Here is a 26115-nt window from a genome sequence, read left to right as displayed (position 1 = left end):
CGCTCAGCGCAGCTTCTCAAGCGAGACGGTCGCCGACCGGTCCGCAGTGACCCACTCGGTCACGGACTGCTGGCGGTCCGAGGGAAAAATCGTCAGCTCCGAGGGGTCCTCGGGGTCGTCGTACAGACAGTCCAGTTCGAACTCCGGCGTTTCGTTCAGATCGGTGTCCGACAGGGGTGACGTGGTAGCACTCATGAGTCAGGTAGCGTGGGTTGCACTGCAGTTTTTGCACAGTTCGTTGGGAGCACGACCGCCGGCAGCGGGGACACTGGTCCCACAGCGCCGACACGTCCGTTGTGACCGAACGTACTCGGTGTGAGACCGAATGTGTGTGATGTCACGTTCTCCGCTCATATCTGCTATAGATGGGCAGTTACTGAAAATACTTTTGGAAATACAGCCAGACATACCTAATACAAGTAAATGTAATTGTATCCGTTGGGTGTATTCGAATCGTTCGGGCAGAATATCGAGCCCCAATCGGACAACTGTCCGAAGCAAAGAAGGGAAACAAAACCGGCGGCGAGAAGAAACGAGGACGTTCAGACGTTCGCGACCGTTCGCAGGATCTCCGGGGCGTCTTCCAGCGCGTCGTCAAGCGCGTCCGCATCGGGGCCGCCGCCCTGTGCGAAGTCCGGCGGGCCGCCACCGCCGCCGCCGACGCGGCGGGCGAGTTCGCCGACGACTTCACCGGCGTCGACATCGACGCCGTCAGGCACGGAGACGACGAACTGCGCGCCGTCGAGTCCGGACCCGAGCACCGCGATGTTGCCCTGCTCGACGATAGCGTTCGCCTGTGCGCGGAGTTCGTCCATGTCGGCGTCGATGCGCCCGACGACGGCGGTCGCTTCACCGACCTCGACTTCCTCGTTGTCACCGCCGCCGCTGGCACGGGCCTCAGCGAGTTGCTCTTTGAGCTGTTCGATCTCCTTGCCGCGGGCCTTCCACTCGTCGAAGAACCGCTCGGCGGTCTCCGGAACGGCATCGGGCGCGACGTCGAGGATATCTGCGGCCTCGGTGAGCGCGTCCTCGGTGCGCTGCGTGGCCTCGATGGCGGCGTTGCCCGCCGCGAACGTCAGGCGGATGACGCCGTCCTGAATCCGCTCGGTGTTCAGGAGCTTGGTAGCCCCGATATCGCCGGTTCGGGCGACGTGGGTACCACCGCAGGCCTGCACGTCGTCGCCGACGGTGATGAGCCGGATCTGCTCGCCGGCCGGGATCCCGCCCTGGTAGAGGTCGAAGCCGTAGCGCTCCTCTGCTTCGTTGCGGTCGGGCCACTCCTGCGTGACGGCGATATTGTCCTGAATGATGTCGTTGGCGAGGCGCTCTATCTCCTTGACCTCCTCGCGGCTCACCGACTCGTAGTGACGAATGTCGATGCGGGCGGAATCAGTGCCCTTCTGGGCCCCGGCCTGCCTGACGTGCTCGCCGAGTACTTGCCGGGCACTGTGGATGACGATGTGGGTCGCCGTGTGGTGTTGCATCAGGCGCTGGCGGCGGGTCGCATCGACCTGCCCGCGGACGAACTCGCCCTTGCCGGGGTCGTCGTCGCAGGTGTGGACGATGACATCGCCGTACTGCTGAACGTCGGTCACCTCGGCGGAGACGTCGTCGGTCGACAGTGTCCCTTTGTCCGGCGGCTGGCCACCGCCTTCGGGGTAGAACATCGTCTGGTCGAGCACCACGTCGTAGGTGTCGTCGTCGCGGTCAAACACCTCCAGCACGACGGCCTCGAACTCGGTCCGTTGCTGGTCCTCGTAGTAGAGCCGGTCGGTCTCCGGCAGTTCTTCGAGCCGGTCCTCGTAGGGGGTCTGTGACTCCTCGGTGGCGGTGTCATCGCCGCCGTGGCGCTGGGCGACGACCGCATAGAAGTCGTCGGGTACGTCGACCGCGACGCCTTTCTCGGCGGCGATCTCCTCGACCATGTCCGGCTGGATGCCGTGGGAGTCGTACAGTTCGACCAGTTCCGCGGTCGGAATCGGTTCGCCCTTTTCAGCGTACTCGTCGGCCAGCTGGCGGACGCGCCGGCCACCGCGGTCAAGCGTCTCGCGGTACTTCTCGACCTCGGTGCGGACGATGTCGCGGATGGTGTCGCGGTTCTCGTAGTCGAGGCGCTTGGCCTGCATATCGACGAGTTCGTCCAGCGGTGCGTCGACGCCGATGCCGTCGACCAGCCGCTTCGTCCGGCGCAGCACCATCCGGGCCAGATAGCCCGTGCCGACGTTCGAGGGGACGATTCCGTCGCCGAGCATGTACGCGAGCGTCCGGCAGTGGTCGGCGATGGCGTAGATGTCCTCGAGTGGTGCCATCAGATCCCGCATCTCCTCGACCTCGACGCCGATCTCGGCGGCGATGGTGTCACGTTCGGCTTCGATGTCTTCCGCCTCGTCAATGTCCATCCGACCAGCCAGTTTCGCGGCCTCGTGGACGATTCGCTCTTCCTCGTCAGTGAGCTCGATGCCGGCGTTGTCCTTGAGGAAGGCGATCATGTCCGGGTAGACGGCCTCGTACACCGTCGGAGTCCCCTGGCTCATCCAGGTCCAGCGTTCGAGCCCGTAGCCGGTGTCGACGATGTAGGTGTCCATCGGCGAGTACCGGTTGCCGTCTTTCATCTCGTACTCGCCGTCGGGGTCCTGCTCCATGGACATGAAGACGAGAGTCGCGAGTTCGGCCCCGCGGTAGATGACCTCGATGGCCGGGCCGGCGTTGCCGCCGCCGACCCACGGGTCCTCGATGTAGACGATTTCGTCCAGATTCGCCCCCATCTCCTCGAACAGTTCGTCACAGTACTGGACCGTCTCGTTCTTCCAGTACACCTCACCCTCATAGGCGTACTGCTCGGGGTCTTCGATGTCTTCACGCGCGTTGAACGCGTGGTGGGCCATCATCTCGAAGGCCATCGTGTGCCGACCGGTCTTGCCGACGTTGTCGATGTCCTGCATCCGGATGCAGGGCTGGCTGATACATAGCGGGTTCGCCGGCGGCGGCGTCGTTCCCGAGGTCACGAGCGGCTGGAAGTCGTAAATCGACGCCTGCGTCAGGAGGACGTCGTCGCGCCAACGGTTCGCCGCGACCGGGTACGGGTCGATGCGCTCGTGGTCACGGTCCTCGAAAAAGGAGAGGAACGCCTCACGCATTTCCGTCAGCGAGTGGGACTCGTCGAAGCCGGGGTTGTCGATGAAGTCGTACTCCGCACACGGCGGTTCGCCGCAGGTCTCGCGCTCAACGCGGGACCAGAACATGTCGCCACAGGAGACGCACTCCTGTCTGTGGAAGCCTTCCTCTTCGAAGTAGTCGAGTTGGTAGGCCTCGTCGAGGTCGCTCATTGGTGTTCAGTTGGCCCACGTTCGCCTAAAACTGTTCCGAAGGGGCCGGCGTCTCCCTGACCGTCAGAGCGTGACTGAGGATTCCCCGGAGAGGGTCTTCGGAACGACGACTTCCTCAGTCGTCATCCCGCCCGCTGGCGAGGTAATACGCAGTGTCGCAGTCTCGCCTTCAGGCAGTTCAGTGCCGAACGGCACAGCGCCAACGCTGTTGTCGTTGCCCAGGTCGAGCGTTATTCTGAACCGGTCTTCAACGTCGTTGAGCACTGGTTGGGAGCCGTCGTTATCCTGTACGGTCGAAACATTGAATCGACCGTCAGGGTTACCCTCTGCGCCGCCGGCCGCGAGCTGGTAGTACGACCCGCTCGGACCGATCCACTGGATCGTCGTCTTATCGAGATCGACATTGGTTGCTCCCGGCGCACGCCTGACGACGATATCAACCACGCCGACTTCGCTGTTACTGGTGAAGTGATCGCCGGTCATGCCCACGACCTGAATTCGGTTTGTCGTCGAATCGCTGGACTGCTGGCCCGTCGCCTGCGCGGAACTCTGCAGGAACCCCGCAGTGTTGATCAGCACGCCCGCCGCGATTGCCGCGACCAGCACCATCGCGATAAACACGATCAGGGTGCCGATCCCGACCTGTCCGCGACCCTCACCCGTACCCTCCGTAGATGGTCGTAAACGTTGCATTTCAGTTGTTGATATTCTTAAAGCGCTTTCATCATAAACCTCACCTGCCAGTTATCAGGTGTGAAAAATTGGAATGGCGCGGTGCGAGAGCCTTACTCGCCCTGAGCGAGCGAGGCCAGCATCGCTTCCAGCTGGACGCGCTCGTTCGCGCCGCGGGTGATCCGATAATCGGTTTCGCCGATACGTTCGAGCACCCGGACAGCGGCTTCGTCGTCAATATCGAACTCCCAGATGGAGCGGTGTAGCTGATCGATAATGTCGCCGCCCGCGATACCCTCCTCGGTCAGTAGTCTATCGAGGGTCGCCCGCGAGGCGGTGAAGTCGCCGTCCAGCGCCGACTGAACCATCGTCCGAATCTCTTCCGGGCGGGCCGTCGAGGTGATGGCATACACCGCCGACTCGTCGACCGTGTCGCCGCTGACGGAGGCCGCTTGCAGGCCGTTGATGGCTTTCCGCATATCCCCGTCGGCGGCGTAGACAAGCGCGTCCAGTCCGTCCTCGGTCAGTTCGATGTCCTCTTCGGCGGCGATGTTTCGGATCTCATCGGCGACGGCGTCGTCTGCCAGCGGCGAGAACCGGAAGACCGCACAGCGGGACTGAATCGGGTCGATGATCTGGCTGGAGTAGTTACACGAGAGGATGAAGCGGACGTTGTTCGAGAACTGCTCCATCGTCCGGCGCAGCGCCGACTGGGCATCGCTTGTCAGGGCGTCGGCCTCGTCGAGGAAGATGATGCGGTACTCGACGCCACCGAAACTCGTCCGGGCGAAGTTCTTGATGCGGTCCCGGACCACGTCGATACCGCGCTCGTCGGAAGCGTTCAGTTCGAGGAAGTGCTCGCGCCAGTCGTCGCCGTACAGTTCACGGGCGATAGCTGTCGCACACGTCGTTTTCCCCGTTCCCGCGGGGCCGGAAAACAGCATGTGGCTCAGGTCGTTGCGCGAGACGTAGCTCTTGAGCCGCCCGACGATGTTCTCGTGGCCCATCACGTCGTCGAGCGTCTGTGGGCGGTACTTTTCGATCCAGACCTCCTCGCGTCCCGCCCGCGACTCGGACTCGGCCTCACTCATGGACGATGGGAGGCGTGGGCCGGTCTTAAACCCCGCGAGAGTCGACAGTCTCAGGTGCGTCGGCGGAGTACGGCCGGGCATGCACGTCACCGTCGAAATCGCCGGCGAGGACACCCACGAACTGGAGGTGGACACGGACGCGACCTACGGCGACCTGCTCGCACCGGTCGACCTGAGCCCCCACGAGGTGTCGGTCCTCGTCGACGGCGAACACGTGCCGACGGACCAGCCCGTCGAGCACGACCACGTTCGGGTCGTCAGGCTCATCAAAGGCGGATGAGCCGCCGAACAGCGACCCGCTAGCACAGCTATGTACGTCCGAACAGCGACCCCCGGCGAAGTGCCCGCGGTGATGAACGTCCTCGACGGGGCGGTCCTCTCGATAGCCGTGGAAACCGTGCGAGCGGGTATCGAGAACGGTGATACGCTCGTTGCAGTATCGGACGACGACGCGGCGGCCGAGCGCGTCCTCGGCGCGCTTGTGCTCGATGGGGCCCACATCGAAGCCGTCGCCGTCCGTCGGCGTCGACGCGGACAGGGCATCGGGACGGCGCTCGTCGAGGCCGCGCTCGACCGGCGTGACCGGGTCACCGCCGAGTTCGACGCAGACATTCGGCCCTTCTACGAGGCGCTTGGATTCGACATCGAACCGCTGGACGACCCAGACCGCTATCGTGGCGAGCGTGAGTAGGAATGGCAACTCCGCAGAGAGACCGGAACTGTTCTCACAGCGTCGTAACATTTTTTAGATGGTTTCGAGAACGATTTTAAGACAATGGCAGCAACTGTCGCTGAAGACGCAGTCGAAGCGAGGGACGACCGAGTCGTCGCATACCTCATCGATTTCGCCATCCTGAGCGCCGTCGCGTTCGGCCTATGGCTCGTCACGTTCGTTCTCAACACGGTCCTCTCGGTCGGTGCGATGGCCGCCGCCTCTCCCGGAGATCCGGGTGCGATGGGCGGCGGCTCGATGCTGGCCGCGGGGCTCCTTGGCATCGTCATCAACTTCGCTCTGTGGCTCGCCATCGGCGCGGCGCTCGTCTACTACTTCGGCTACTACGCCGAGTCCAACGAGACGGTCGGAAAACGGTCCCAGAACGTCGCGGTCGTCGACGAGAACGGCACGCCGCCGTCCCAACGGGACCGCCTGGTCCGAACGGCAGTGCTGCTCGCCCCGTTCCCGATCATGCTCCTGCTCGGCGGCATCCTCGGCGGAATCGGGTTCGTCTTCGCGCTCGTTCTCATGGCCGGTTGGCTCCTCGTCGAAGCGGCCGTCATGTTTGTGAGCGACGACGCACAGCGCCTCGGCGACCGCGTGGCTGGCACGTACGTCGTCAGCGCAAACAAGTGAGGTCAGACCAGCGGTTCGACCAGTTCGCGGCCCGCTTCGAGTAGGTCCTCGACGCGCTCCGGACTCGACGCCTCGGCGTAGACGCGGAGCTTCGGTTCCGTGCCCGAGGGCCGGACGAGCACCCACGTCCCGTCTTCGAGCCGGATCTTGAACCCGTCGACCGTGTTGATGCCGTCGACAGCGACCCCAGCCAGCGTCTCCGGGAGCGCGACTTCGAGGTCTTCGAGGACGGGCTCCTTGCGGTCGTCCGGACAGTCGACGCTGATACGGCTCTGGTGGATCTCGCCGTGTTCGTCGAGCAGTCGGTCGACGCGGTCGTCGAGGGATTCCTCGTGCTCGGCGGCGGCAGCGACCAGCGCCACCAGCACGCCGTCCTTGTTCCGCAGGTGGTCCGGCAGCCCGAAGCCGCCCGATTCCTCGCCGCCGAACAGGGCGTCGTGCTCGGCCATCGCCTCGGCGACCCACTTGAAGCCGACGGCGACTTCGTGGACGTCCTGGCCGTGGGCCTCGGCGACGCGGTCGACGATGCTGGACGTTGAGACCGTCCGAACGACGTCGCCCGTCCCGTCTTCGAGCAGGAAGTCGTACATCGCGGCGAAAAACAGGTTGGGGTCCAGATAACCCCGGTCGGGCGTGACGACGCCGATACGGTCGGCATCGCCGTCGTTGATGATCCCCAGCGCGGCGTCGCCGTGACTGACTTCCTCGACGAGCCCCTCGGCGTTCTCCGCCGATGGCTCCGGCGACCCGCCGCCGAACTCGGGGTCCTGTACGCAGTTGAGGCGAGTCACGTCAGCGCCGGCCGCTTCGAGCAGTGCGTCGGTGACGCCGCGGCCGCTGCCGTACAGCGCATCGTAGGCGACCGGCAGGCCATCGAGGTCGGTGTCGACGTAGTCCAGCGCGTGGTCGTGGAACGGGCTGATGAGGTCTTCTTCCGTTCGCTCGCCCCACTCGTCTTCGGGGAGCGGGTCGAGGACGGCGAGGTTCTCCTCGAAGGCAGCCGTCCAGTCGGGCAGCGCCGGCGACCCGTCGCCGGGAATGAACTTCACGCCGTTGTACTCCGGCGGGTTGTGGCTGGCCGTGATCTGGAGCGCCCCCGCCAGATCGCGGTCTTTCACCGTCCAGGCGAGGATCGGTGTTGGCGTGTCCCGGTCCGGCAAGAGTACGTCGAAACCGTTCGCGCGCAGGACGTGTGCGAGTTCGTCGGCGAACCCGGGCGAACCCTCGCGAGCGTCGTACCCGATTGCAACAGTCCCGCTCGCCCCGCGTTCGGCGAGCGTCGTGGCGACGGCCTGTCCCACCATCCGGACCCGCGGCTTCGTGAACACGTCCAGCGTCGCCCGCCAGCCGTCCGTCCCGAAGGCGATTGCACCTGCGTCGACATCCGCGTCGTTGTCCATATCTCGCGGTTCTCAGCCCCCAGACAAAAAGTCACGCCTCATCGGCAAGCTGTCATGTTGCCGGTATCGATAGCGAGCGGTAAGCGGCAGTTCAGGTATCGAACTCCGCTTCGGCGTCGCTGGATTCGACGAGCCGTTCCTTCTCCGCTCTGGAGTACTGCTTGATCTCGTACTCACGGCTCATTGCATCGGACTGTGAGTCAAACGACTCGACGTGGATGAGCTCGACCGGGGTTCGGCCGCGCGTGTACTTCGCGCCGTCACCGGCGTCATGCTCGCGGACGCGGCGTTCCACATCGGTCGTGTAGCCAGTGTAAAACGTGTTGTCGCTACAACGGAGGACGTACACGTGGTAAGGGCTCCGCGCGGTAGTCATCGCACGATGCTGGTGGCCCAGTGGGCCTCACACTTGTTGGGCGCGCTCTCTCGATACCTCGGCAATGCCAGCGTTTGCCGAGCAGTTCGGACACGCCCGGATATGTCCACGTTCATCCGCGAACACTCGGGCGAACTGGTCTGAGACGTGCGCGCCGCAATGATCACATTCAGGCATCGTGTTCGTCGGCGACACCACCGCCGACGTATACGCGTACGCGCGTTGTTCCCATAGCTCTTTACCCAAATACTTGGGTATGCCTTCGATTCGAGGGAGTGTCTACGACCGTGCATCGTCGATCTGTCTGGCGATTAGGCCGGCCTGCGTTCCGGCAGTGAAACCGGCGTCGATGTTCACGACAGAGAGGGCTGTGCAGGACTGGAGCAGCCCCGAGAGGGCTGCCTCACCCTCGCCGCCGTGGCCGTAGCCGGTCGAAACGGGCAGACCGATGATTGGCACATCCACGAGACCGGCGACAACCGTCGGGAGCGCTCCTTCGCGGCCCGCTGCGATGATAAGCACGTCCTGCTCCCGAAGGCCATCGACCGCGTCTATCGTCCGCGCGAGGCTCGCAACACCGACATCGTCTATACGGGTCACGGTTGCGCCCATCTCCTCGGCAATGAGCGCGGCCTCACCGGCCGGAACTGCGTCGGATGTCCCGGCGGTGACGATACCCACTGACGCGTCCAGCGACGGGCGCTCGAACGCGGGGGTCGTCGCTACCAGCCAGTTCGAGCGGTCGTCCCAGCGAACTGTCGCATCGGGGGCGGCTTCGTCCAGTCGCTCCCGAACGGCCGTTGCAGTGGACGTGTCGAGCCGCGTCACGATAGCCCGGTCAGTCGTTTCGATAGCTGTCGCCGCCAGCTCCGCTACCTCCTCCGGGGTCTTCCCGTCCGCGAGGACGGCCTCGGGGACGCCGGCGCGGTCCTCACGAGCGGCGTCGAACCGACCCGCCCCGCTGGTCGCGTAGCCCGCAAGCGCCGCTTCGGCCTCTGCCGGGGAGAGGTCGCCCGCCGCAACCGAATCGAGTATATCGCGCATAGGACCCATTCAGGGATACGACCACTCCTATCCGTCGGTCCGGGACAAGCGTATTGCCGCATCAGGGTCGGACCTGTGGGAGCGCGCGTGAGCGACGCTCGGCCGGAGTAACGCGACAATAGCCGTCTGGAGCAGGGCAAAGGACGTATTCTGACGGATTCGGGCGGACACAACCGGCGATTTATAAGGGGTTATGTGTCGTATAATGCCTCAAACTGCCGGTAATAGGGTCGAGAGCGAACTAATTGGAGAAAGTATATAAGTAACCCCCGTCGATACCTCGTCTGTATGGCAGACCTAATCGTCAAAGCCGCCGTTAAGGAAGAGCTCAACGACATGAACGTAGCGTCCGACTTCTACGACGCACTCGACGAGGAAGTCGAGGAGCTGCTTCAGGACGCAGCCCGACGAGCCGACGAGAACGACCGCAAGACGGTCCAGCCGCGCGACCTGTAAGGTCGTTTCGAGCAGCGTATTTTTTGACGCAAGCCGACCAGCGACGGCTATTCCGATAACGGTCGAAGGGTGACGCCGTCAGGAGTGCCGACATGGATCTCGTCAGCCATATCGACGAATAGCCCATGCTCGACGACGCCTGGGAGCCCAGCGAGGTCGCTGGCGAGCGCGGCGGGGTCGTCGATGGGGCCGAAGTCACAGTCGAGCACGAGGTTCCCGTTGTCGGTGACGACGGGGCCGTCCTTGTGCTCTGCACGGCGAAGTGCCGGGTCACCACCCAAATGCTCGACCGCCGTGGCGACCGTCGAACGGGCCATCGGGAGCACCTCGATGGGGACGGGGTATGAGAGCACGTTCGCCTCCTTCGTCGGGTCGGCGACGACGAGGAAGCGGTCGGCGCTCGCGTCGACTATCTTCTCCCGGGCGTGGGCCGCGCCGCCGCCCTTGACCAAGTCGCCGCCGGCCACCTCGTCGGCCCCGTCGATGGCGAGGTCGACCGACACGTCGTCGAGGTCCGCCAGCGGAATCCCGCAGTCCCGGGCCAGTTCGCGGGACTGGAACGACGTGGGGACGCCGACGACATCGAGACCGGCATCGACCGCCCGTCCGATGGCGCGGATAGCGTACGCCGCCGTCGACCCCGTGCCGAGGCCGACGACCATGCCGTCCTCGACTGCCTCGGCCGCTGATTCGCCCGCCGCCTGTTTCGCCGCGTCGGAGCCACCCTGTTTCATATGCGGTGGGTCAACAGACGCGGACAAAACGTTTGTTCTCCCGGCCGCAAGCGCCCGTATGACCGACTGCACGTACTGCGGCTGTCCGGTCGAGGCCCACGACCCCGTGTTCGTCAGCGATTCGCCCGACGGTGCGCCGACAGGGCAGTTCTGCAACTACGGCTGCCTGTCGGCCCACATCGACGAAGCGGGGCTGACGACCGGGACGGCCTGCGAGTGGTCGCCGAATCAGTAGCGGAGCGGCGTCGGCACTACCGGCCCCCAGTACCTGTCCGATGCCGGATAGATTTTAGGGCGGCCCGACGCAGGAGCCAGTAATGACACAGTTCGGAACGAGCGGGATTCGGGGGCCAGTCGGTGAGACGGTCACGGCCGAGCTGGCGCTCTCGGTGGGGCGGGCCCTGGGCATCGACTGCGAGCGGGTCGTCGTCGGCCGGGACCCGCGAGCGAGCGGCGAGTACCTGCAGGCGGCGCTGGTGGCCGGGCTCCGGGAGAGCGGCGTCGACGTGGTCGAACTCGGCGGCGCGGCGACGCCGACTATCGGACGGGCAGTCGCATGGCAGGACGCCGACGCCGGCGTCGCGGTGACGGCCAGCCACAACCCGCCGGAGGACAACGGCATCAAGCTCTGGCAGCCCAGCGGCCAGGCCTTCGATGCAGAACTGCGAGAGACGATTGAACAGCGACTGGAAGAGAACGCGTTCGAGCCGGCCGGCTGGGACGACGGCGGCGACATCGAGTCTTGGGACGCCGGCCAGCGCCACGTCGACGCGCTCGTCTCGGCAGTCGGCGAACGGGCTCTCGACAGCCATGTCGTCGTGGACCTCGGCAACGGCGCGGGCCAGGTCAGCGTCGATGCCCTCACCGAGCTGGGCTGTGCCGTCGAGACGCTCAACGGCCAGCCCGACGGCGCGTTCCCCGGTCGCCCCTCGGAGCCGAAAGCCGAGCACTGCGAGTCGCTGGCGACGCTGGTGGCCGAATCCGACGCCGACCTCGGTATCGCCCACGACGGCGACGCCGACCGGATGCGGGCGGTCGCAGCCGACGGGACCTTCCTCTCCGGCGACGTGTTGCTGGCTGTGTTCGCCCGTGCCGCGGCGTCACCGGGCGAACGGGTCGCCGTCCCAGTCGATACGAGCCTCGCCGTCGCGGATCACCTCGACGATATCGACGTGACCGTCGAGTACACCCCTGTCGGAGACGTGTACGTCGCCGAGGCCGCGAGCGGCGAGGGCGTGGCCTTCGGCGGCGAGCCAAGCGGCGCGTGGATCTGGCCTGAGCGAACGCTGTGTCCGGACGGGCCGCTGGCAGCCTGTACCGCCGCGGCGCTGGACAGCGAACGTCCGCTGGGTGACCGCGCCGCCGACGTACCGGACTACCCCATCCGCCGGGACAGCGTCGAAACCGACGAGAAGGAAGCGGTGATGGACCGCGTTCGGGAGACAGTGACCGACGCCTACGACGACGTGACGACGCTCGATGGCGTCCGTGTCGACCTCGGCGACGCGTGGTTCCTCTTGCGAGCCAGCGGCACACAGCCGCTTGTTCGGATCACCGCCGAAGCCCGCGACGCAGACCGTGCAGATGTGGTATTCGAGGAGGCACGCACACGCCTCACGGACGCGCTGGTATAGATGAAACGAGAATACCGGGAAAACAGCGGTTGGTAGCGAGTGTAGCCGGCGAGGAAAACGTCCCCGCAACCGTCAGGTCACAGGGCGGCAGTTCCTGACCGGTTCTATCCGCGACGTGTGGACCGGGCCTCACGGACGTCTGCCCCGTCGCGAATCTTGTCCTCGCACTGCGGACAGACCCTGGGCTTTTCGACCCCGTTCGGCGTGAACACACGCGCGTAGTCAGCCGTTACAAAATTACCGCAGTTCTGGCATTCCGGCATACAACCCTGTATGTGGGTTATACCCTCTTAATTGTTATTGGTTTGGTAAGAGTTCGCATACGGGGCGTTGGCGTCGCTACCCGGTGAAAACGCCATTTCGTTCGAAAGAGGGAAACAGCATCGGGGTACTCGACGAGGGAGTGAGTGTCGTTCAGCTGTCACAAATCGGTCGAAGGAGCGGTGGATTCTGGACAGGGTGTGTCCGGTTACGCCTCGAAGGTACTGGTGATGGTTCCGTCCTCGGACAGTTCGATGACACCGTCGAAGAGTTCCCGGAACGCCGCGACCGTCTCCTCGTCGTGGACTTCGTCAGCGAGGTGGAACATCCCGACGGCGTCGTACTCGTCTAGCAGGTCGAGGATGTCTTTGACGGCCGACAGCGCGCCGTCCTCGTCAGCGTAGTAGATGAGTTCCGTCAACGAGTCGAAGGTCACGCGGAGTTTCCCGTCGTGTTCCTGCAGGAACGTCTCAGTTTCCGAGACAATACCGGACAGGTCATCCGGTGCAGAGACGTACCGAACGCCCTCGGAGCGGCGGCGGGTGTAGCCCCGTTCGACCGACAGCGTGTCGAGGATGGTCGCTTTCGACTCGTCGACCTCGTAGTACTCCAGTTTCTGCTTGACCTCCCGGGCAGTGGTCCGGGTCGAGATAACGAGCATCGAGTCCGTGTCGGTCGCAAGGAAGTCCGTGTCCAGTCGGTCCGTCTCGCCGGTACTCGGGTGCAGGAGCAGTATCCCTGTGCCACCCGGAACAGTCTCCGGCGCGTTGTCGATAGCCAGCGTGTACTCCATATGCACATCAAGGAGGGTGGCACCCAATTAAGTGTGCGGGTCACGGTCAGAATACGCTGTCTGCCGTCGCAGCCCCGACGACGCTGAAAATCGCACCGACAGTGATGGCTTTCAGCGTCGTCAGGGTGACCGCCATCGGCGTCGGGTCCGGCAGAATCCCACCGTCGACGAGAAACGTATCCGGGGCGGTCAGCGCCATCGCGAGGATGGCGACCGAGCCGAACGCGACGCCCATCAGTGAGACGAACCGGACCGGAATACCGGCCACCTCCGCCTCGGTATCCACGTCCCGGCCGGCGTCGGCTTTGTACAGCGCCCCGTACCCGATAGCGAACACAATGCCGACGACGAGCACCGCGTGATACCAGGACATGTTCTCGGCCAGTACCCACACCTCCTCGGTCACGACGAACGGTCCCGCGAGCAGGAACCCGCCGACGAGTTGCTGGGCAGTGTCCGCGACCCGGTATCGGCGTCGAGCCATACCGGGTTGCTGTCCCGTCAGCAGGAAAGTCTCCCGGTCTGCCACTGCCCAACAGGAACCACGTCCAACCGCCGCGAGGCGGTTCACGGCCGTCTTTCTCGTTTCAACTGGACAGAAAATATGCCACCGTCCCTCGGTTTCCAGGTGAAGCAAGGGGGTACAGCGGCTGTGAGGGGGCGGAAAATCGCGACATCATCGGGACATTCGGGCCGCAAACAAAAACGTTTCGTCACCTAGCCAACAGGGCGAGCGGGTCGTGACGGCTTACGTCGTCCGGAAGGCTCGGTCACCGGCGTCCCCGAGCCCCGGAACGATGAACCCGTCATCATCGAGTTTGTCGTCGATAGCGACGCTGATGATATCAGCATCCGGCTGAGCCTCCGAAACCCGGACGATACCCTCGGGCGCGGAAACCGCGGCCAGGACGAGCAGGTTCTCCGGCTCTGTCTTCTCCGAGGTGATGTAGTCCAGTACCGTGGCCATCGTTGACCCAGTTGCAAGCATCGGATCCGCGATGATGACGGTGTCGTCCTCGGTGATTTCGGGCAGTTTGACGTATTCGACCGAGATGGGGAACTCGCCGTCATCGTTCATCCCAGCTTCCTCGTCGCGACTGGCGGAGATGACGCCCTGTCTGGCGCGGGGGAACGCTTTGAGCAGTCCCTCGACAAATGGCGTCGCGGCGCGAAGGACGTTAACGATGACGACGTCTTCGAGCCCTTTGACGCGCTCGCCCATCGTCGTAGTCAACGGCGTCTGGATTTCCGTATATTCGGTCTCCATCCGACCGTCGATGATCTCGTAGCCACAGATACGGCCGAGACGGACCAGTCCTTTCCGGAACGCGACCTGTTCGGTCTCGACGTTTCGTATGCGTGTCAGTTCGTCTCGCGCCAGCGCGTGCGTGACGACAGAGGCGTCGCCGCGCTGTTCGATTGGCATATCGTGCCCGTTGACCCCCGATGGGTTAAACGGTTCTCACTCACGCCGGCTCAGCCGTGTTTGACCGTACCGCAGGGTCACCGCCACGCTGGCGGTTCTTGGCCATGAGGAAGAGGAACAGCGCGAGGCCGACGCCGCGGAGCACAACGTCGAGCAGCACCGTCATCTCGCCGCCGGCGATGCCGACGAGTCCGAGGAGGTCGTACACACCGGACACCGCGAGGCCGGGAGCCATCAGGAGTAGCGAACTGAACGCGAACGCCGCGCGCTCACCCCGAGAGACCGGCGCGTACGCGAATCCAATGACTGTCGCGGCCAGCGCGACGACGCCGAGGAAGACGCCGATCACCGGAATCAGTATCTCGGGGACGGAGTAGCCGACATCGAGAAGGTCCGCAGTCCCGACGACCCGGTACTTGTCCCCGATATCGAGGCTGGCAGCGTCGGGGTTGCGCCGAAGCAGAATGATGCCTGGCGAAACGATGAACGCGAACGGGACGATGGCCTTGTTGAGCGACAACGAGAACGCCTCGATACCAGTCTCGAAAGCGTCGGACTTCGCGACACCGGAAGCGGCGTAGGCAGCCACTGCGACCGGCGGCGTGATGTCGGCGATGACACCGAAGTAAAGGATAAACAGGTGCGCCGCAAGCAGCGGAACGCCGAACTTGGTCAGCGCCGGCGCGAGCAGTGAGACGAGGATGATGTAGGTCACTGTCGTCGGCATCCCCATCCCGAGGATAATCGAGGAGAACGCGGTGACGAGCAACAGCAAGACCAGCGAGCCGCCGGCGACGGCCGTGATGAGCGAGACGAGGTTCGGGCCGAGGCCGGAGACGCTGATGACGCCCGGGATGATACCGGCAGCGGCGACGGCGATGACGACCGGCACCGCAGTTCTGGCCCCGCTTTCCATCGACTTCCCGAGGAAGACGCCAAGCTTGTACAGCCCGTTCGATGCCAGATCTGGGCGACCAACAGCGTCAGCGGTCGATTCGGCGGTTTCGTCGACAGCACCGTCGAACGACAGCAGCGGCGAGTCGAGTCGGGGCCGCGTAATCAACGTGATGACACCGGCAAGAATCATCAGCGTGCCGACGTTACCGAGGGTGGCCGAAAGCGCGGAGCCAAGTGGTTGTGGACCGGGCAGTGCAAGCGCACCCTCTGCTGTCAGGTCTGCCGCGACAAGTCCATCAATACGGTCGAACAGCGCCGGGAACGCTGTAGTGGCCTGTACAAACCGATTGAACAGGTACCCGAAGATGCCTTCCCCAGTGAGGAACTGCGTGAGCGTCGTCAGCCCGAAGAGAGACGCAAGTATAGCGCCGAGCCGGGCACGCGTCTCATCGCTGTAAGCTGCGATAAGTGTGATGAGCGCACCGATAGCGATGAGCGTGAACCACGCCGAGCGGGCGACCGACAGCCGCTCGATGATGAGGTAGTACAGCAGGAGGCCCAGCGGGACGAGGTAGAACCACCCGCTTTTGAAGTGGCTCCGGAGGTTGACCAGTTCTGAAGAGTCGAGGCCGCCGATGTTCTCCTTGACCGCCTCAAAGTGGACCATCACCCAGACGCCGAAGAAGAACACAATAGCGGGAATCGTCGCAACGACGATGACGTCAGCGAACGGCGTCGCCGTGTACTGGACGATGAGGAACGCGGCGGCCCCCATCACCGGCGGAAGAATCTGACCGCCCGATGAGGCAGACGCCTCGACACCGCCGGAGAACTCCGGCGAGTAGCCCGACCGCTTCATCAGCGGAATCGTGAACGCACCGGTCGTCACCGTGTTGGCGATGGACGAACCCGAGATGGTCCCCATGAAGCCGCTGGCGAGAATGGACGCCTTCGCGGGGCCGCCCTTCCGCGTCCCCGTCGCGCCGTACGCGAGGTCGATGAACCACTGTCCCGCGCCGGACATCTCGAGGAACGCGCCAAAGAGAATGAAGATGTAGATGAACTGCACGGAGACGGTGACCGGAATCCCGAACACCCCGTTTTCCGTGTTGTACCAGAGGTTCTGGATGATAGAGGGCCAGGACAGTTCCGGAATCGAGAGGACGCCGACGTAGGCGGCGTCCTGTGGGATGAGAACACCGAAACGGGCGTAGACGACGAACGCCGCGACGATGACCATCAGCCAGAGGCTGATCGCTCGGCGGGTCGCTTCGAGCACGAGCAAAACGCCGACCACGCCCAGCACGAACGCGTAGGAGGTGTCGGCGAGCGGTCCAAGCAGGCCCGCTATCGGTTCCAAGAAGGTGAACACTTCCTGAATTGGGCGGCCACGTTGAACACCCAGCGCACGCATGCGCTGGATCTCGTTGAAGTCAGTGATGAAGTACGCGGCCGACAGCACCGACAGGACAATGAAGGCGAAATCCGAGGGCGTCACGCGGTCCATCTTAGCGTCGAGGAACGCCCAGGCGAGGGCGCTCCCGATAGCGTGGACGACACGAGACACCGGATGCTCCGCGCCGAGTTTCTCGTCGACCAGCGACCCGAGCGCGATACAGCGCCGGGAGAGCGGACCGTCACCGGTACTGCCGGGATACAGCAAGAACGTCAGAATGAGGCCAAAGGAGACGTGGACGGCGTTGATCTGGAGCAGTTGCAGGGACGCGAACACGACGTCACCGACGCCGGGCAGCGAGAGCGAGAGGACGAAGCCTTTCGCCGCGAGCCACATCTGAAACACTGAAAACGAGATGCCGATGAGCGCAACGAGGACGACTGCCCAGCCTGTGAGCGAGCGTTTCCGCTCGATCTCCTGCAGTACTTCGTCGACTTCCTCGTCCGATACGGCCTCCCCGCCGTCGTCAGGTCGTGTGTTTTCAGTCATGTGTTTAGCTGGTCTGTCGCGGCACCGAACGCCGAGCGCTGAGTCACATAGAGATGGACCGAGCGGCCGTTGGTGCGGGCTACCAAGTCGTAGGTTTCGGCTCCGACGTGAAGTTTATGTCCTGCAACATCACCGGGAGAGACTGTCACCCGCGTGTAGTTGCCCGGCGGGTCGAAGACATACATCCCGTCCTCACGGGTGACGTTGGCCCGGCTTGGGAGCCCCCAGCCGAACGATTCGAACTCCATGCGGGTCATTTCGAGGTGGTCGCCGCGGACCGTGTACTCGTCGTAGACGCGCGTTTTTTCGACACTGTGCATGTATTCCAGCGCCACGGTCGTGCCGTCTTCGACCGAGACCGTTAGATACTGCTCACCGGTCTCGACGTCTTCAACGACCAGTGCTCGTCCGCCGGGGAGCGCTGCTACAGTCCCGATAAGGAGGAGGGCAACGAGCACCGCGATAGCGACGTATCGTCGTCTCATTCCAGTTGGTGAGTAATAGAAGGTAGTTAGTTAACGATACGGATGGCGTCGGCCGGCGACGTTATGCGTCGAAGTAGGCCGCTGCGCCGGGATGGAGTTCGATGGACATCCCGTCCTGTGCGGAGTCCGCGCTGATGAAGTCCGTCTTGATAGAGAGGTCGTCAACGTTGTCGAAGATGGCCGCGGTGACCGACTCGACCGTCCCTTCAGGCTGTTCGGCGTTCGTCGCAATCATCGCCTGCACAGCGATTGTTTCGACAGCCTCGTCAACGCCGGTGTAGGTGTCGGCAGGGATGGTGTCGTCAGCGAACCAAGAGGCGTCTTCCTTCGCTGCGGCACGATTGTCACCGGAGATCGGGACGATGACGAGATCGTTGGTGTTCGCGAGGTCCTCGATAGCGCCGACCGGCCAGCCACCGACGACGAACGCGGCGTCGATGTCGCCGTTCCGGAGCTGGTCGGCGGCCTGTGAGAACGAGGCGTTCTGCTCGGTGAAATCGGAGATACCGACTGACTCCAGAATCTGGAGCGCGTTGACTTGGGTCCCGCTCCCGAGGTCGCCAGTATTGATCGTCGCCCCTTCGAGGTCAGAGAGCTGCGTGATGCCCGTGTCTGCGAGGGTGACGACTGTAATCGTTTCCGGGTACAGGGTCGCAACGCCCTGGAGGTTCTCGACGGCGTTATCCTGGAACGCATCGATGCCGGTACCGTTCTTCGCGAACGAGGCGATGTCGTTCTGGATGAGCGCGAAGTCGGCGTCGCCGCTGGCGAGGCTGCCGACGTTTTCGACGCTCGCACCGGTCGACTGGACGTTCAGCGTGAAGTCCGTGTTGTCCTCTACGACTGTCTTGAACTCGTTCGAGAGCGGGAAGTAGGTGCCACCGGTGCCGCCAGCGTGCCACGAGAGGCGGGTCTCCATGTCACCGCCGTCACCTTCGGTCGTGTCGTCGCCCTCGGTCATCCCACCGTCACCTTCGGTCATCTCACCGTCGCCGCCGTCGCCTTCAGTCGACCCGCCGTCGCCGCCATCGCCGCCGCCACAGCCGGCGAGTGCCGCGACACCTGCAACGCCTGCTGTTTTGAGGAACCGCCTGCGCGTGGAGTTGTTAGTCATACGTATGTCTACGTTGCACGGGGGCTTCAAGAAGGTTAGCTAGTACACAGTCGTTATTTGACTATATCGTGCGATAGCGTATGTCACTGTGTTCTCCGGGACGGCGACCGGGTGGGAAACCGTGCCCGGACCGGACGTACTCGGTTCCGAGAAATTCAGCCGAATTGAGGTGTGGTAGTGATCAGCGGGCGTCCGGTCGTCACGCCGACGTCTCGATACCGAGTTCGTCGAGGAGCGTCCGGGCGGCCGCAGCCGACGACGGCGGGCCACGAGCCGTGATGAGGTCACCGTCGACCGTGACGCTGGTGTCGGCATCGAGTTCGGCGTCCCAGTCCGCACCGACGGCCTTCACTTCGTCTTCGACCCAGTACGGGAGCTTCCGGCCGTCGGGGAGCAGGTCGTTCTCGTCGACGATGCCTTCTTCCCAAGCGTTCGGGAAGCCGGTGACCGAGCGGCCGTCGGCGAGGAACTCGCCGTCAGCGTCTCTGGTGAAGGCCAGAATCCCGACCGTGTGACAGACGACGAGGGCCTTGCCATCGTCGCCGGCGACGCTCTCGCGAAGCAGTTCGCGGGCGTGGGTGTCCTGTGTGACATCCCACTCCGCACCGTGACCGCCGGGGAACACGACAGTGTCGTAGTCCTCGGCGTCGGCCTGTGCCAGCGGAATCGGGTTGTTCAGGCGCTCGTCGGTCTCGTGGACTTCCCGAACGTGCTCCGAGAGGTCTTCGCCGACTTCTTCTGGGTCGACGGAGCGTTCGTCAAGCACCGGCGGCTCGCCGGTCGGTGTCGCCACCGTGATATCCAGACCGGCGTCTGTGAGGGTCGTCAGCGGCTCGATACATTCTTCGCCCCAGTACCCGTGTTCGCTTACGACGAATAGTGCGGATGGCATCAAACTACTATTCGCGTGCAATCCTTATAAGCGGCCGTTCGGTGTTGAGCGAAGCGGGACAGGTGTAGTAGAGTACTGCATATGTCACTACAGCGGAAACGTTTAACCCCACTGAGCAGCAATCCGCTGTGTACAGATGGACAGCCCACTGCAGCAGGTCCCGCGGCTGTCATAGACCGATCTATTATACCATGGCAGACATCGAAGAGAGCGTTTCAGGATTCAAGACGAAAGGCGGCTGGGTCGACATCGTCGAGCACGGCGAGCGCATCACGCAGGCGCTCAAAGACATCGCTTCGGGCGAAGCCGTCGACGAGGACGCCCTCAGTGAGTTCGATGAGTGGCGACCCAAGAGCCACGAACGACTGGACGAGGACGTCAACGAGAAAACCGCTGACCAGGCAAGCGTCGACGAGGGCAAGGGGGAACAGGCCGGCAAGGGGCCGGACGAGGACCTCCAGACCGCCGGCGAGAAACTCAGCGAGTCCTACGAGAACCTCGACGAACCGGACGAGGCGATGGAGCGCTGGAGCGAGTCCGTCGACTACGTGGCCCGCGCGGCCGACTCCGCGAGCCGGAAGGCCCTGCGAAAGGTCGAGGACACCGTCTACCGCAACGTGATGACGCAGATCGCGCCCTACTACTTCGACAACGACCTCATCAGCGCGAACCTCCGCCGCGTCGGCGACGAGGAGCGCCCCGAGTACGTCTTCGAGGTCAACGTCAACGACGACGACCTGAAGATGCGCGTCTCGAACAAGCTCGCCGACTTCGAGCAGGCCGTCGACCGCTGGCACGTCGACACCGAGAAAGTCACCGAGGCTGTCGAGGCTGCTGAGGGTGTGGACGCGACGGAGCCGGGCGAAGAGACCGACGCGAAGACGAACTAAGCTCGCCGCCGTGCGAGCGATATCGGCTTCCAGTGTCGCCGACGCCAAGACGAACTAACCACGAGCGCGGCCGTACAGACGGTCAGATCGCGTCGTCGGGGTCGTGGGCCTCGGCCATCCGCGACGCCTCGGCTGCGTACTGTGCCCGCAGATCCGGGTCGGCGACGGCACCGAGGTTGTCCGGGTCGGCGTCGACGGCGGCCGTCGTCTCCCGAACGTCGGAAAACGAGGTCAAAGCGCGTTCCTTGCGGAAGTACTGTTCGCCGTCGGGCGTCGCGTACGTGAGGATGATGAGGTTCTGTTCGTCGTCGGAGTAAGTCCGTTCGACCAGCCAGACGCGGACGGTCTCTTCGGCGGCGGGCATACGGAACTGGACTACGCACTGACATGTGAACGTTTGGCTGTACCGTCTGCGGCGGCAGGTGGACGGTACCGCGAGGGACGTACGAACGGTAGGCTCATTGCAGGGCGGGGCAAACGCCGTGACAGATGGTCGCGACGAGTACGATTGTGACGCTTGTTATCGCGTCAGCCGCGAGTCTGTTCATGGCCTGGGCTATCGGTGCCGGGTCGTCCGGGTCCACTCCGTTCGCGCCGGCCGTGGGTGCGAACGCGATCTCGGTGATGCGGGCCGGGTTCTTCGTCGGTATCCTCGGATTGGCCGGCGCAGTCCTGCAGGGGGCCAACGTCACCGAAGCCGTCGGGAGCGAACTCGTGCTGTTCCCGAGCGGTGGCGGCCTCTCGGCTATCGCCGCTATCGTCGCCCTCCTCACCGCGGCGGTGCTGGTCGCCGTCGGCATCTTCACGGGCTACCCTATCGCGACGGCCTTCACCGTCACCGGCGCGGTAGTCGGCGTCGGACTGGCAATGGGCGGCCAGCCGGCGACAGCAAAGTACATCGAGATCGTCTCGTTGTGGGTTCTCACTCCCTTCGTCGGCGGCGGTATCGCCTTCGGGACGGCGTGGTCACTCCGGCACGAAGCCACCACCGAAGAACGGCTCGTGCCGGTGCTCGGCGGACTGGTCGGCGCGATCCTGGCGAACATCGAGTTCGTCCTGCTGGCACCGGGCAACGAGCAGGCGTCTGTCGCCCGCGCCGTCGCCCGAGCGGCCGGGACGCCGGTACTCCCGTCGATGGCAGTCGTGACGCTACTCGCGGGCGTAATCGCGGGTGGACTGCTGTATCTAGATATCAGAGCGGATGCAGCCGCCGGGCAACGGCACTTCTTGCTGGTGATGGGCGGGCTCGTGGCCTTCTCCGCCGGGGGGAGTCAGGTCGGGCTGGCGCTGGGACCGCTGGTCCCCCTGCTCGGGGAGGGGCCGACGGCCGCCATTCCCATCACGGGCATCCTCCTGTTCGGTGGCCTCGGTCTCCTCATCGGGTCTTGGACGGGCGCGCCGCGGATGATCAAAGCGCTGGCACAGGACTACTCCTCGCTGGGGCCGCGGCGCTCCATCGGCGCGTTGATTCCGAGCTTTATCATCGCGCAGGCGGCCGTCTTCTTCGGCATCCCGGTGTCGTTCAACGAGATCATCGTCTCGGCTATCGTCGGGTCCGGCGCGGCCGCCGGCGGCGGCGAAGTCAGTCGGGAAAAGATGGGCAAGACGGTGCTGGCCTGGATCGGGTCGCTCGCGCTGGCGTTCGCGCTGAGCTACGGCCTCTTCTGGCTCATCGACGCGGCGCTCTGACTCAGTCAGCGACCCCAGACGTAGCGACTGACGACCTCATTCACCCTGGTCGAGAGCCGGCCCATCCAGGCCTCGGGCGATACCCGTTCGATGTCGCGCTGGTCGACCTCGATGCGGTCGTCGCCGAACGGGTCGTGAGGTTTCTCGCCCTCGGTTTCGTCGACGGCATCGACGACGACGGTCATCGAGCAGCGGCCGCAGGCCTCGGTGTCTTTCGCCATGATTGTTGGTGATAATTTGGGAGCCAGCGTCAAAAACCTGCCGCGACGGTCGTGTACGGCCCGTGAACACCCATCGGCTGACCGACGGGCTTAAGACTCCGACACGGCATCGGCATGGTATGAGCTACCGCGGCATGGGTCCGGTGCGAACTGAACGCCCACGCGACTCGATACGATGAGCGAGGAATCCGAGTCCACGTCGGTCGATGAACCGCCGGATTACGGTGCGGATGACTGGGAGGACCCCGTCACTGGGGCGGTCCCGAAATCGGAGCTCCCCGACGAAATCATCGAGGAGGTCCCACACTGGACAGACGACCCGTACTTCGACCGGGTGAGCGACCGCCTGATGTACAACTACACGCTGGAACGGGACCACCGGCTCCGGGGCGAGCGCTGGGACCTCTACGGCGAGATGCGGGTCCTCAATCAGAAACAGTTCTTTCACCCGGCGCTGTCCTACGGCGACCACGAGTCTGAGGAGTACCTCTATGCCCGCCGTGTCGACCGGCCGACGGTCGGCGAACTAAAGCGGCTGGTCGAACTGGGCCACGACCTGGCCGACAAACGGGTCACGCCGAACGAGGAGCACTACCGCACCGACTTCACCTTCGTCCTCATCGCCGACGAACTGCCGGAGGAAGTCCGGTCGTTCGTGGACGGCCAACGCGAGCGAACGCTGTTGAAATACGGCTACTACGGCCATTACGAGGTCAATCTGGGCGTCGTCGTTCCGGACGAGCAGGAAGCCGTCGCCGGCGAGGCCGCCGACGTGGTCGAAGCGTTCGTCCTCTGGGAGGACGTGACCCAGCCCGAGGAAGGAGTACTCTCGCGGCTCGCCAAGCGGTTCTGGAAATGACGCCGCCGACACGCCGCGGTTTTGTCGTCGCCTGCACGGCCACGCTGGCCGGCTGTGGCATCCTGCCGGAAGAGAGCGAACCCATCGAAGCCAGTGCGACCGCGCCGGCGGTACTCCCCGAATCCAGTAATTATTCGCCCATTGTCGAGGAAAGCCGCATCATCGAGACGACAGTGACGGTCGACTTCTCCGGTGACGTGGAGCTAACGTCGCGGCAGGACGTGATCGCGACGGTGTTCCAGCGCGTGTACGAGTCGGCGAGCGGGAAGCGGTTCGGGCTGCTGACGGCCCCGGCCGTGCAGGTCGTCGACCAGCCCGAGGTCGTCCGTGACCCGCTGACGGCGGTGGACAGCGCCAGGGTCGTTTCGCTTGCGATGGATGCTGACGTGGACACCGTTTCGGAGTGGCGCGAAAGCGGCTCGGCGACGCTTCTGGGGACCGAGACGACACGGATGGCAGCGATGGCAACGATTGACGGCAGCGAGCGGGACATCGCTCGGGTTCGTGTCCGTGCCGGTGAGGACTCAGTGACGGCGATAGCGACTGCCCCGGACGACACCGTACCGCCGTTTGGCGCGGTCACGCGGAACGCGTAGCTTGCGCTTCCGACGGTGAAAACGGAGAAGGAGCCGCTGTCAGTCGTCGCTCGGTTCGACGACACCGCCGCCGTAGCTCTCGCGGACGGTGCTGATGTTGTCGTACCCCTTCTTGACCAGCGCCAGAGCGAGGCCGATGAGGGTCAGTGCCAGAAGCGTCTGGATAATCGTTGCGAACAGTTGCACACCGCTCGCACCGCCCACGATAATCGTCTGGTAGATGTTCTGGTAGAACGCGAGCCAGCCGAGGCCGAGCACGGTTATCGCCACCATGACGGCCATCGGCACGCCCGTGGAGTACAGCTGTTTGCTCTTGTCCCAGTTAGCCAGCCAGACCGTCCCGGTCAGTAGTGCGAGCGCGGCCAGCAGCTGGTTCGCACCACCGAACAGCGCCCACAGAACGACCCACTGGCCGGAGACGACCATCACGTACGCGAGGCCACACTGGATGATCGGGTTCGTGTACCGGCCGCGGCCGAGTTCACCAAGCGTCGAACGGATGCCGCCGCCGAGGTCGAGCCCGCTCGACGTCTGGCCGGCCGGCAGGCCGACGATCTCTTCCATCATGTAGCGCCCGAGTCGGACAGCCGTGTCAGTAGACGTAAGCAGGAAGCTCACGAGGACGAGCGCCATGAACGGCGCACCGAAGGACTGTGGGAGGCCGAGGCTCGTCAGGATGATGCCACCACCGGTCGCGAAGTTCGGCAGCGCCGCGCCGATACCGCCCGCGGGGTCGGGGAAGCCGGCGACCGCGAGCGTCGACAGCGCGACGGCCGCGAGCAGGCCCTCACCCAGCATCCCACCGTAGCCGATGAGGCGGGCGTCGGTCTCCTTATCGAGTTGCTTCGCCGTCGTCCCGGATGAGACCAGCGAGTGGAAACCGCTGATTGTTCCACAGGCGATAGTAATGAACAGCAGTGGGAACAGCGGGTACAGACCCGCTCCCTCGACGCCCCAGAACCCGTTGAACGCGCCGATGGAGCTGTCGATGACCAGCGGCTGGCTCGACGAGCTGAGGATGGTCCCGACGATAATGGCGAGCAGCGCGCCGCCGACGCCGGTGTACAGCAGGAACGAGGAGAGGTAGTCACGCGGCTGGAGCAACACCCACACCGGGAGCGCGCTGGCGATGGCGGCGTAGGCCATGATGACCGGGATCCACGCCGCGGTATTGCCGCCCAGTGCGCCCGCGCCGGGCACCCAGGAACCGCTGCCGCCCAGCAACACGATAACGGACATCTCCGCGGTTCGCTCGGCCGTCGGTTCGAACAGCGCAATCGGGAACTGGATACCGGCGTAGACGCCGGCGAAAACACCCGCGACGAACAGGACTGTCCCCGGGATGAACGGGCCGTTGAGCTGGTAGAGGTACACGCCAAACGCCAGCGCGAGAGCAATGTAGACCAGCGACGCCGTCACCACCTCGGGATATGCGTTGAACACGATCCCGACCACCAGCGCAAACACTGCGACGACGAGGATAATCGTCAGGAACGCGAACCACAGCAGCATGTTCTTCCCGCCCTCGCCGACGTACTCACCGACGATGTAGCCGATGGACTTCCCCTCGTGTCGGAGCGACCCCGACAGTGAGACGAAGTCGTGGACGCTGCCCATCAGCGGATTGCCGATGGCGATCCACAGCAGTGCGGGAACCCACCCCCAGATAGCCCCCGCAGTAATCGGTCCGACAATCGGTGCCCCACCCGCGATACTGGAGTAGTGGTGACCCAGCAACACCGGTTTTTTCGACGGCACGTATTCCTGCCCGTCTTCGTACTTGTGTGCCGGTGTCTCGTTGTCGTTGTCGAGTTCGAGGAAACGCGCGAGGTACTTCGAATACCCCAGATACCCCACGCTGAACGTCACCAGTACTGCCAGGACGATCCAGATTACCTGTGTCATGTATGTGCATGAATGGTAACCAACATCAAGCTATTAATAGTTATTATATATTTCCAAC

The 26115-nt window shown here is 64.1% G+C and carries 30 protein-coding genes; 10 read left to right on the top strand and 20 right to left on the bottom strand.

Annotated features, from left to right (window positions below; genetic code table 11):
- Positions 1–3 precede the first annotated feature (3 nt).
- The 4 genes from C444_RS01725 to C444_RS01710 form a co-directional block, all read right to left on the bottom strand.
- Entirely contained in the window at positions 4–195 is a 192-nt protein-coding gene (locus C444_RS01725) for a DUF7511 domain-containing protein (RefSeq protein ID WP_004590493.1), read from the bottom strand.
- A 347-nt stretch (positions 196–542) separates the two neighbouring features.
- Positions 543–3326: an alanine--tRNA ligase gene (alaS, locus tag C444_RS01720; protein ID WP_004590492.1), complete on the bottom strand. Its 2784-nt coding sequence runs from the start codon at positions 3324–3326 to the stop codon at positions 543–545.
- A gap of 63 nt (positions 3327–3389) precedes the next feature.
- Positions 3390–4019 (bottom strand): archaellin/type IV pilin N-terminal domain-containing protein, encoded by a 630-nt coding sequence (locus C444_RS01715; protein ID WP_049909027.1) that lies wholly within the window; start codon positions 4017–4019, stop codon positions 3390–3392.
- A gap of 92 nt (positions 4020–4111) precedes the next feature.
- A complete protein-coding gene (locus C444_RS01710) occupies positions 4112–5089 on the bottom strand; it encodes a replication factor C small subunit (protein ID WP_004590490.1) in 978 nt (325 codons plus the stop codon).
- A 79-nt stretch (positions 5090–5168) separates the two neighbouring features.
- On the opposite strand from C444_RS01710, the gene samp2 reads away from it, so the two are divergent.
- The 3 genes from samp2 (at position 5169) to C444_RS01695 (ending at position 6440) form a co-directional block, all read left to right on the top strand.
- Entirely contained in the window at positions 5169–5369 is a 201-nt protein-coding gene (gene samp2 / locus C444_RS01705) for a ubiquitin-like small modifier protein SAMP2 (protein ID WP_004590489.1), read from the top strand.
- 30 nt (positions 5370–5399) lie between these two features.
- Positions 5400–5780, top strand: a complete 381-nt coding sequence (locus tag C444_RS01700; RefSeq protein ID WP_004590488.1) for a GNAT family N-acetyltransferase — start codon at positions 5400–5402, stop codon at positions 5778–5780.
- Between the two features lie 84 nt (positions 5781–5864).
- Entirely contained in the window at positions 5865–6440 is a 576-nt protein-coding gene (locus tag C444_RS01695; protein ID WP_004590487.1) for an RDD family protein, read from the top strand.
- A 2-nt stretch (positions 6441–6442) separates the two neighbouring features.
- Here C444_RS01695 and C444_RS01690 read toward each other — a convergent pair whose 3' ends face one another.
- The 4 genes from C444_RS01690 to larB all read right to left on the bottom strand — a co-directional run bounded on the left by C444_RS01690 (position 6443) and on the right by larB (position 9260).
- Complete coding sequence (locus C444_RS01690) at positions 6443–7840, bottom strand: phosphoglucomutase/phosphomannomutase family protein (RefSeq protein ID WP_004590486.1); 1398 nt, start codon at positions 7838–7840, stop codon at positions 6443–6445.
- A 91-nt stretch (positions 7841–7931) separates the two neighbouring features.
- Positions 7932–8216 (bottom strand): GIY-YIG nuclease family protein, encoded by a 285-nt coding sequence (locus C444_RS01685; RefSeq protein ID WP_049909024.1) that lies wholly within the window; start codon positions 8214–8216, stop codon positions 7932–7934.
- Between the two features lie 27 nt (positions 8217–8243).
- Positions 8244–8393 carry a DUF7563 family protein gene (locus tag C444_RS23215; protein ID WP_420182198.1) on the bottom strand — a complete coding sequence of 50 codons (150 nt, stop codon included), beginning with the start codon at positions 8391–8393 and terminating at the stop codon, positions 8244–8246.
- 102 nt (positions 8394–8495) lie between these two features.
- Entirely contained in the window at positions 8496–9260 is a 765-nt protein-coding gene (gene larB, locus C444_RS01680) for a nickel pincer cofactor biosynthesis protein LarB (RefSeq protein WP_049909023.1), read from the bottom strand.
- Between the two features lie 288 nt (positions 9261–9548).
- Between larB and C444_RS01675 the strand changes: the two genes are divergently transcribed.
- Positions 9549–9716: a hypothetical protein gene (locus tag C444_RS01675; RefSeq protein WP_004517708.1), complete on the top strand. Its 168-nt coding sequence runs from the start codon at positions 9549–9551 to the stop codon at positions 9714–9716.
- A 47-nt stretch (positions 9717–9763) separates the two neighbouring features.
- Here C444_RS01675 and rpiA read toward each other — a convergent pair whose 3' ends face one another.
- Positions 9764–10450: a ribose-5-phosphate isomerase RpiA gene (gene rpiA / locus C444_RS01670; protein ID WP_004590483.1), complete on the bottom strand. Its 687-nt coding sequence runs from the start codon at positions 10448–10450 to the stop codon at positions 9764–9766.
- 58 nt (positions 10451–10508) lie between these two features.
- On the opposite strand from rpiA, the gene C444_RS01665 reads away from it, so the two are divergent.
- Positions 10509–10685: a hypothetical protein gene (locus C444_RS01665; protein ID WP_004590482.1), complete on the top strand. Its 177-nt coding sequence runs from the start codon at positions 10509–10511 to the stop codon at positions 10683–10685.
- An 82-nt stretch (positions 10686–10767) separates the two neighbouring features.
- Positions 10768–12084: a phosphoglucosamine mutase gene (glmM, locus tag C444_RS01660; RefSeq protein ID WP_004590481.1), complete on the top strand. Its 1317-nt coding sequence runs from the start codon at positions 10768–10770 to the stop codon at positions 12082–12084.
- Between the two features lie 104 nt (positions 12085–12188).
- Here glmM and C444_RS23210 read toward each other — a convergent pair whose 3' ends face one another.
- The 8 genes from C444_RS23210 to C444_RS01625 all read right to left on the bottom strand — a co-directional run bounded on the left by C444_RS23210 (position 12189) and on the right by C444_RS01625 (position 19897).
- A complete protein-coding gene (locus C444_RS23210) occupies positions 12189–12347 on the bottom strand; it encodes a DUF7563 family protein (protein ID WP_044952319.1) in 159 nt (52 codons plus the stop codon).
- Positions 12348–12553: 206 nt separating this feature from the next.
- Positions 12554–13138, bottom strand: a complete 585-nt coding sequence (locus C444_RS01655) for a DUF7090 family protein (protein WP_004590480.1) — start codon at positions 13136–13138, stop codon at positions 12554–12556.
- A 46-nt stretch (positions 13139–13184) separates the two neighbouring features.
- Positions 13185–13622 (bottom strand): hypothetical protein, encoded by a 438-nt coding sequence (locus C444_RS01650; RefSeq protein WP_004590478.1) that lies wholly within the window; start codon positions 13620–13622, stop codon positions 13185–13187.
- A gap of 264 nt (positions 13623–13886) precedes the next feature.
- On the bottom strand, positions 13887–14564 hold the full coding sequence (upp, locus tag C444_RS01645; RefSeq protein ID WP_004590476.1) for a uracil phosphoribosyltransferase: 678 nt from the start codon (positions 14562–14564) through the stop codon (positions 13887–13889).
- A 40-nt stretch (positions 14565–14604) separates the two neighbouring features.
- Positions 14605–17406, bottom strand: coding sequence for a TRAP transporter permease (locus C444_RS01640; protein ID WP_004590474.1), 2802 nt, complete (start codon positions 17404–17406; stop codon positions 14605–14607).
- Entirely contained in the window at positions 17403–17891 is a 489-nt protein-coding gene (locus tag C444_RS01635) for a DUF1850 domain-containing protein (protein ID WP_004590472.1), read from the bottom strand. The genes C444_RS01640 and C444_RS01635 overlap by 4 nt, the downstream gene beginning before the upstream one ends.
- A gap of 61 nt (positions 17892–17952) precedes the next feature.
- Positions 17953–19005: a TAXI family TRAP transporter solute-binding subunit gene (locus C444_RS01630; protein WP_004590470.1), complete on the bottom strand. Its 1053-nt coding sequence runs from the start codon at positions 19003–19005 to the stop codon at positions 17953–17955.
- Between the two features lie 199 nt (positions 19006–19204).
- A complete protein-coding gene (locus tag C444_RS01625; RefSeq protein WP_004590468.1) occupies positions 19205–19897 on the bottom strand; it encodes a type 1 glutamine amidotransferase domain-containing protein in 693 nt (230 codons plus the stop codon).
- Positions 19898–20088: 191 nt separating this feature from the next.
- Between C444_RS01625 and C444_RS01620 the strand changes: the two genes are divergently transcribed.
- Positions 20089–20787 carry a DUF5828 family protein gene (locus C444_RS01620; protein WP_004590466.1) on the top strand — a complete coding sequence of 233 codons (699 nt, stop codon included), beginning with the start codon at positions 20089–20091 and terminating at the stop codon, positions 20785–20787.
- A gap of 82 nt (positions 20788–20869) precedes the next feature.
- Here C444_RS01620 and C444_RS01615 read toward each other — a convergent pair whose 3' ends face one another.
- On the bottom strand, positions 20870–21151 hold the full coding sequence (locus C444_RS01615) for a hypothetical protein (protein ID WP_004590464.1): 282 nt from the start codon (positions 21149–21151) through the stop codon (positions 20870–20872).
- Between the two features lie 125 nt (positions 21152–21276).
- Here C444_RS01615 and C444_RS01610 point away from each other — a divergent pair, with 125 nt between their 5' ends.
- Positions 21277–22476, top strand: coding sequence for an inorganic phosphate transporter (locus C444_RS01610; protein ID WP_004590462.1), 1200 nt, complete (start codon positions 21277–21279; stop codon positions 22474–22476).
- Positions 22477–22481: 5 nt separating this feature from the next.
- Here C444_RS01610 and C444_RS01605 read toward each other — a convergent pair whose 3' ends face one another.
- Positions 22482–22697, bottom strand: a complete 216-nt coding sequence (locus tag C444_RS01605; RefSeq protein WP_004590460.1) for a hypothetical protein — start codon at positions 22695–22697, stop codon at positions 22482–22484.
- Between the two features lie 175 nt (positions 22698–22872).
- Here C444_RS01605 and C444_RS01600 point away from each other — a divergent pair, with 175 nt between their 5' ends.
- The gene (locus C444_RS01600; protein ID WP_004590458.1) at positions 22873–23556 is read left to right on the top strand and encodes a hypothetical protein; all 684 of its coding nucleotides are present in this window, start codon (positions 22873–22875) and stop codon (positions 23554–23556) included.
- The gene (locus tag C444_RS01595; protein ID WP_004590456.1) at positions 23553–24152 is read left to right on the top strand and encodes a DUF6517 family protein; all 600 of its coding nucleotides are present in this window, start codon (positions 23553–23555) and stop codon (positions 24150–24152) included. The genes C444_RS01600 and C444_RS01595 overlap by 4 nt, the downstream gene beginning before the upstream one ends.
- 39 nt (positions 24153–24191) lie before the next feature.
- Here the strand turns inward: C444_RS01595 and C444_RS01590 are convergent, their stop codons facing one another.
- Positions 24192–26057 (bottom strand): carbon starvation CstA family protein, encoded by a 1866-nt coding sequence (locus tag C444_RS01590; RefSeq protein WP_004590454.1) that lies wholly within the window; start codon positions 26055–26057, stop codon positions 24192–24194.
- Positions 26058–26115 lie beyond the last annotated feature (58 nt).

The sequence above is a fragment of the Haloarcula japonica DSM 6131 genome, from assembly GCF_000336635.1.
Taxonomy (GTDB): domain Archaea; phylum Halobacteriota; class Halobacteria; order Halobacteriales; family Haloarculaceae; genus Haloarcula; species Haloarcula japonica.
The sequence above is the reverse complement of the archived record's forward strand: the minus strand, read 5'-3'. Positions and strand labels throughout refer to the sequence as shown.

Bases quoted from the DNA above. Each gene is read 5' to 3' on its own strand.
- C444_RS23210 (WP_044952319.1), bottom strand. From the start codon at position 12,347: ATGCCGGAATGCCAGAACTGCGGTAATTTTGTAACGGCTGACTACGCG.
- C444_RS01690 (WP_004590486.1), bottom strand. From the start codon at position 7,840: ATGGACAACGACGCGGATGTCGACGCAGGTGCAATCGCCTTCGGGACG.
- alaS (WP_004590492.1), bottom strand. From the start codon at position 3,326: ATGAGCGACCTCGACGAGGCCTACCAACTCGACTACTTCGAAGAGGAA.
- C444_RS01700 (WP_004590488.1), top strand. From the start codon at position 5,400: ATGTACGTCCGAACAGCGACCCCCGGCGAAGTGCCCGCGGTGATGAAC.
- upp (WP_004590476.1), bottom strand. From the start codon at position 14,564: ATGCCAATCGAACAGCGCGGCGACGCCTCTGTCGTCACGCACGCGCTG.
- C444_RS01665 (WP_004590482.1), top strand. From the start codon at position 10,509: ATGACCGACTGCACGTACTGCGGCTGTCCGGTCGAGGCCCACGACCCC.
- C444_RS01710 (WP_004590490.1), bottom strand. From the start codon at position 5,089: ATGAGTGAGGCCGAGTCCGAGTCGCGGGCGGGACGCGAGGAGGTCTGG.
- C444_RS01675 (WP_004517708.1), top strand. From the start codon at position 9,549: ATGGCAGACCTAATCGTCAAAGCCGCCGTTAAGGAAGAGCTCAACGAC.
- glmM (WP_004590481.1), top strand. From the start codon at position 10,768: ATGACACAGTTCGGAACGAGCGGGATTCGGGGGCCAGTCGGTGAGACG.
- C444_RS23215 (WP_420182198.1), bottom strand. From the start codon at position 8,393: ATGCCTGAATGTGATCATTGCGGCGCGCACGTCTCAGACCAGTTCGCC.
- C444_RS01695 (WP_004590487.1), top strand. From the start codon at position 5,865: ATGGCAGCAACTGTCGCTGAAGACGCAGTCGAAGCGAGGGACGACCGA.
- C444_RS01715 (WP_049909027.1), bottom strand. From the start codon at position 4,019: ATGCAACGTTTACGACCATCTACGGAGGGTACGGGTGAGGGTCGCGGA.
- C444_RS01650 (WP_004590478.1), bottom strand. From the start codon at position 13,622: ATGGCTCGACGCCGATACCGGGTCGCGGACACTGCCCAGCAACTCGTC.
- C444_RS01610 (WP_004590462.1), top strand. From the start codon at position 21,277: ATGGTCGCGACGAGTACGATTGTGACGCTTGTTATCGCGTCAGCCGCG.
- C444_RS01595 (WP_004590456.1), top strand. From the start codon at position 23,553: ATGACGCCGCCGACACGCCGCGGTTTTGTCGTCGCCTGCACGGCCACG.
- C444_RS01630 (WP_004590470.1), bottom strand. From the start codon at position 19,005: ATGACTAACAACTCCACGCGCAGGCGGTTCCTCAAAACAGCAGGCGTT.
- C444_RS01615 (WP_004590464.1), bottom strand. From the start codon at position 21,151: ATGCCCGCCGCCGAAGAGACCGTCCGCGTCTGGCTGGTCGAACGGACT.
- rpiA (WP_004590483.1), bottom strand. From the start codon at position 10,450: ATGAAACAGGGTGGCTCCGACGCGGCGAAACAGGCGGCGGGCGAATCA.
- C444_RS01590 (WP_004590454.1), bottom strand. From the start codon at position 26,057: ATGACACAGGTAATCTGGATCGTCCTGGCAGTACTGGTGACGTTCAGC.
- samp2 (WP_004590489.1), top strand. From the start codon at position 5,169: ATGCACGTCACCGTCGAAATCGCCGGCGAGGACACCCACGAACTGGAG.
- C444_RS01725 (WP_004590493.1), bottom strand. From the start codon at position 195: ATGAGTGCTACCACGTCACCCCTGTCGGACACCGATCTGAACGAAACG.
- C444_RS01600 (WP_004590458.1), top strand. From the start codon at position 22,873: ATGAGCGAGGAATCCGAGTCCACGTCGGTCGATGAACCGCCGGATTAC.
- C444_RS01625 (WP_004590468.1), bottom strand. From the start codon at position 19,897: ATGCCATCCGCACTATTCGTCGTAAGCGAACACGGGTACTGGGGCGAA.
- C444_RS01655 (WP_004590480.1), bottom strand. From the start codon at position 13,138: ATGGAGTACACGCTGGCTATCGACAACGCGCCGGAGACTGTTCCGGGT.
- C444_RS01640 (WP_004590474.1), bottom strand. From the start codon at position 17,406: ATGACTGAAAACACACGACCTGACGACGGCGGGGAGGCCGTATCGGAC.
- C444_RS01685 (WP_049909024.1), bottom strand. From the start codon at position 8,216: ATGACTACCGCGCGGAGCCCTTACCACGTGTACGTCCTCCGTTGTAGC.
- larB (WP_049909023.1), bottom strand. From the start codon at position 9,260: ATGCGCGATATACTCGATTCGGTTGCGGCGGGCGACCTCTCCCCGGCA.
- C444_RS01620 (WP_004590466.1), top strand. From the start codon at position 20,089: ATGGCAGACATCGAAGAGAGCGTTTCAGGATTCAAGACGAAAGGCGGC.
- C444_RS01635 (WP_004590472.1), bottom strand. From the start codon at position 17,891: ATGAGACGACGATACGTCGCTATCGCGGTGCTCGTTGCCCTCCTCCTT.
- C444_RS01605 (WP_004590460.1), bottom strand. From the start codon at position 22,697: ATGGCGAAAGACACCGAGGCCTGCGGCCGCTGCTCGATGACCGTCGTC.